General features: G+C 72.2%; 6 protein-coding genes. 1 reads left to right on the forward strand and 5 read right to left on the reverse strand.

All coding sequences use genetic code 11. The features are described from left to right. Window positions 1-252 (forward strand): AMP-binding enzyme (locus ACRX5S_RS40965; protein WP_436778383.1); only part of this gene is annotated, 252 nt, incomplete at its 5' end. 28 nt (window positions 253-280) lie between these two features. Here the strand turns inward: ACRX5S_RS40965 and ACRX5S_RS40970 are convergent. From ACRX5S_RS40970 to rplU, 5 genes are all read right to left on the reverse strand, one after another. Next, window positions 281-730, reverse strand: a complete 450-nt coding sequence (locus tag ACRX5S_RS40970; RefSeq protein ID WP_436778384.1) for a hypothetical protein — start codon at window positions 728-730, stop codon at window positions 281-283. A gap of 93 nt (window positions 731-823) precedes the next feature. Further along, window positions 824-1,954: a glutamate 5-kinase gene (gene proB / locus ACRX5S_RS40975; protein ID WP_436778385.1), complete on the reverse strand. Its 1,131-nt coding sequence runs from the start codon at window positions 1,952-1,954 to the stop codon at window positions 824-826. A gap of 39 nt (window positions 1,955-1,993) precedes the next feature. Further along, entirely contained in the window at window positions 1,994-3,436 is a 1,443-nt protein-coding gene (gene obgE, locus ACRX5S_RS40980) for a GTPase ObgE (protein ID WP_436778386.1), read from the reverse strand. 87 nt (window positions 3,437-3,523) lie between these two features. Further along, on the reverse strand, window positions 3,524-3,778 hold the full coding sequence (gene rpmA / locus ACRX5S_RS40985; RefSeq protein ID WP_436778387.1) for a 50S ribosomal protein L27: 255 nt from the start codon (window positions 3,776-3,778) through the stop codon (window positions 3,524-3,526). A gap of 5 nt (window positions 3,779-3,783) precedes the next feature. Further along, window positions 3,784-4,098: a 50S ribosomal protein L21 gene (gene rplU, locus ACRX5S_RS40990; protein WP_436778388.1), complete on the reverse strand. Its 315-nt coding sequence runs from the start codon at window positions 4,096-4,098 to the stop codon at window positions 3,784-3,786. Window positions 4,099-4,326 lie beyond the last annotated feature (228 nt).

Here is a 4,326-nt window from a genome sequence, read left to right on the forward strand (position 1 = left end):
GAAGCCGCCGTCTTCGGCATCACCCACCCCTACTGGATCGAAGCCGTCACCGCCGTCGTCGTCCCCAAACCCGGCGAGAAGATCGACCCCGACGACGTCACCACACACTGCCGCGCACACCTCGCCGGGTTCAAGGTCCCCAAGTACGTCGTGGTCACCGACGCCCTCCCCAAAAACCCCAGCGGCAAAATCCTCAAACGCGAACTCCGGGGCACGTACGCGCACTTGGCGGAATCGGACAACGGCTCCTGACGCGGGCCGAGTCCGACCTGCCACCGCGCTAGAAGGGCTGCACGCCGCCCGGCACCACCGGGCCGCCGCCGGGGGACTTCGCGCGCTGCTGCCACGTGCCGCGGTCGACGACCTCCAGACCGATGATCTCCCACGGCGGCAGGCCCGCCGAGCGGCGGTGTTCGCCCCACAGGCGCAGGGCGAGCGCCGCCGCGTCCTGGAGGTCGCGGGCCTCTTCCCAGTAGCGGATCTCGGCGTGGTCGGCGGCGTAGCGGCCGGCGAGCAGGAACGGGTGGTCGTGGGCGAGGTGTTCGAGAGCTCTGCGTATTTCGTCGGGCGGTACGGCGCCGCCCGCGACGGTCAGGGTGATGTGCCACATCCGGGTCTCCTCGACCCTTATGGGCTCGTCCCGGCCGAGGCCGCCCTCGGGTGTCGAACTCGCCTTCGGGCGCACCGACGGTGCGGCCTCCCAGGGCAGTTCCCTGCCGCGTCCCTGCACTGGTCCGCCTCCCGTCGATGACGCGGGGCGGCTCCCCGGCGGCGTGGTCCCTGCCGCCGGGGCCTGCACAGTGCCGCCCCCGCGTCGCGTGCGTCAGCGGCGCAACAGCACCAGGTCGTCGCGGTGCACGACCTCGCGCTCATACGCCGGCCCCATTTCCCGGGCCAGCTCGTGGGTGGAGCGGCCCAGGAGCCCGGGGAGTTCCTTAGCATCAAAGTTGACCAGCCCGCGGGCGATGATGTGGCCGTTTTCGTCGACAAGGTCCACCGGGTCGCCCGCGACGAACCCGCCCTCCACCGCGGTGATCCCGGCCGGCAGCAGCGACTTGTGCCGCTCGGCGACCGCGTCGACGGCACCGTCGTCGAGCACCAGGCGGCCGCGGGCGGTGGTCGCGTGGGCCAGCCAGAGCAGCCGGTCGGCGCCGCGTACTCCGGTGCGGTGGAAGAAGGTCCCGGTCTGCTTGCCGGTCAGCGCCTCGGACGCGTGCCGCGCGGCGGTCAGCACGACGGGGATGCCCGCGGTGGTGGCGATGCGCGCGGCCTCGACCTTGGTGACCATGCCGCCGGTGCCGACGCCCGCGCGGCCGGCCTTGCCGATCTCCACGCCTTCGAGGTCCGCGGCGCTGCGGACCTCGGCGATGCGGGACGAGGTGTGCCGCACCGGATCGCCGTCGTACAGCCCGTCCACGTCGGACAGCAGCACCAGCAGATCGGCGCGCACCAGGTGGGCGACCAGCGCCGCGAGGCGGTCGTTGTCGCCGAACCGGATCTCCTCGGTGGCCACCGTGTCGTTCTCGTTGACGACGGGCAGCACGCCGAGGTTCAGCAGCCGGTCCAGGGTCTGGTAAGCGTTCCGGTAGTGCGTGCGCCGCGTCATGTCGTCCACGGTCAGCAGCACCTGGCCGACCCGCAGGGCGTACCGCGCGAACGACGCGGTGTAGCGAGCCACCAGCAGGCCCTGCCCGACGCTGGCCGCCGCCTGGGCGGTGGCGAGGTCGCGCGGTCGGCGGTCCAGTCCCAGCGGCGCGAGGCCGGCCGCGATGGCGCCGGACGAGACGAGGACTATCTCCGTCCCCTCGGCGCGCTTCGCGGCGATCACGTCGACGAGCGCGTCGACGCGGTCCGCGTCGAGGCCGCCGGCGGCGGTGGTCAGGGAGGACGAGCCGACCTTGACCACGACACGGCGTGCGGAGGTGACGTCCTCACGCCGATCCGGGACTGACATGCGCGCTGCTCCACTCCCCCGGCCCCGGCGGGCCGGGCGTCATTCGTTGCCGAAGGGGTCGAATTCCTCGTACTGGCCGCGGATGGACTCGCGCTCACGGCGGCGCTGCACGGCGGGGCGCTGCTCGTCGAAGCGGTGGTCCTCGCCGCGGCGGCCCAGCATCTCCGCACCGGTCGCCACGGTCGGCTCCCAGTCGAACACCACGCCGGTCTCGTCGTCGCCGATGACGACCTCGGCGCCGGGGCGTGCCCCCGCGTCGAACAGCGCCTCCTCGACGCCGAGCCGGGCGAGCCGGTCGGCGAGGTAGCCGACCGCCTCGTCGTTGGCGAAGTCGGTCTGGCGCACCCAGCGCTCGGGCTTGGCGCCCCGCACGATGAACGCGTCCCCGCGCCGCGTGACGGTGAAGCCGCTGTCGTCGACGGCGGCCGGGCGCAGCACGATGCGGGTCGCCTCCGGCGGCGGGGCGGCGTCGCGGGCCTGCTGGACGAGGGCGGCCATTGCGAAGGACAACTCGCGCAGGCCCTTGTGGCTGACCGCGGAGACCTCGTACACCTTGAGGCCGCGGCCTTCGAGCTCGGCGCGCACCAGGTCGGCGAGGTCGTGGCCGTCGGGGATGTCGGTCTTGTTGAGGGCGACGATGCGCGGCCGGTCGTCGAGGCCGCCGTACGCGGCGAGTTCCGCCTCGATCGTGTCGAGGTCGCTGATCGGGTCGCGACCCGGTTCGAGCGTCGCGCAGTCGAGCACGTGCACGAGCGCCTTGCAGCGCTCCACGTGCCGCAGGAACTCCAGGCCGAGGCCCTTGCCCTGGCTCGCGCCGGGGATGAGGCCGGGCACGTCCGCGACGGTGTAGACGACGTCGCCCGCGGTCACCACGCCGAGGTTCGGCACGAGGGTGGTGAACGGGTAGTCGGCGATTTTGGGGCGGGCCGCGCTCAGCGCCGCGATCAGGCTCGACTTGCCGGCGCTCGGGTAGCCGACGAGCGCGATGTCCGCGACGGTCTTGAGTTCGAGGACGTAGTCGCCGCCCTCACCGGGCTCGCCGAGCAGCGCGAAACCGGGGGCCTTGCGGCGCGGCGAGGCCAGCGCGGCGTTGCCGAGGCCGCCGCGGCCGCCCTGGGCCAGCACGAAGCGCGTGCCGTTGCCGACCAGGTCCTCGACGACCTCCTCCTTGCCGCCGGGCAGCAGGCGCTTGACCACGGTGCCGTCGGGCACGGACAGCACCAGATCGGTGCCGTCGGCCCCGCTGCGGTGGCCGCCCGCGCCGGGCTTGCCGGAGGTGGCCTTGCGGTGCGGCGAGTGGTGGTACTCCAGGAGGGTCGTGACGTTGGGGTCGACGACCAGGGAGACGTCCCCGCCGCGTCCGCCGTTGCCGCCGTCGGGTCCGCCGAGCGGCTTGAACTTCTCACGGTGGACGGAGGCACACCCGTGGCCCCCGTTACCCGCGGCTACGTGCAGAACCACGCGGTCGACGAAGGTGGTCACTTGTACCTCCAGCAGTTTTTGCGGCAAAGGCCGAAGGCGGACCGTGGATCCGGTCCGCCTTCGGGTCGAGCAAGGGGGTCCCTGTGGTCAGGCCGCCGGGACGATGTTGACGACGCGGCGACCGCGACGCGTGCCGAACTCCACCGCACCGGCGGCGAGCGCGAACAGGGTGTCGTCGCCGCCACGGCCGACGTTGGCACCCGGGTGGAAGTGCGTGCCGCGCTGGCGGACGAGGATCTCGCCCGCGTTGACGACCTGGCCGCCGAAGCGCTTCACGCCGAGCCGCTGGGCATTGGAGTCACGGCCGTTACGGGTGGACGATGCGCCCTTTTTGTGTGCCATGTCCTCTACTTCCCGGTCTCGATGCCGGTGACCTTGAGCTGGGTGTGCTGCTGGCGGTGACCCATGCGCTTGCGGTAGCCGGTCTTGTTCTTGTACTTCAGGATGTCGATCTTCTTGCCCTTGGTGTGGTCGACGACCTCGGCCGTCACCTTCACACCGGCGAGGACCCACGGGTCACTCGTCACGGACTCGCCGTCGACCAGGAGCAGCACGGGAAGCTCGACGGTCTCGCCGGCCGCGCTCTGCACCCGGTCGGCCTGGAAGACATCGCCGACGGCAACCTTGTGCTGCCTACCGCCGGCGCGAATGATCGCGTACACCGCGAACTCGCTCTCTGTTCGATCGGAGTCCCTGACGCCAGCCGACCCCGACCGATGCCGGGCGGCCTCCCCCGGGCGAGACGCCGGGAGGTGGGTGCTCAGGAACTTGGCATAAACATGCCGAGGGTCAAGAGTACGGATCGCCTCCGCACCCGGTCAAACCGGGTCCGGGCCACCGGCCGTCACCCGGTCGGCGACGGCGCCGGGCGAGGTGGATCGGGACGGCCC

This window comes from Yinghuangia sp. YIM S09857, assembly GCF_051388915.1.
Taxonomy (GTDB): Bacteria; Actinomycetota; Actinomycetes; order Streptomycetales; family Streptomycetaceae; genus Yinghuangia.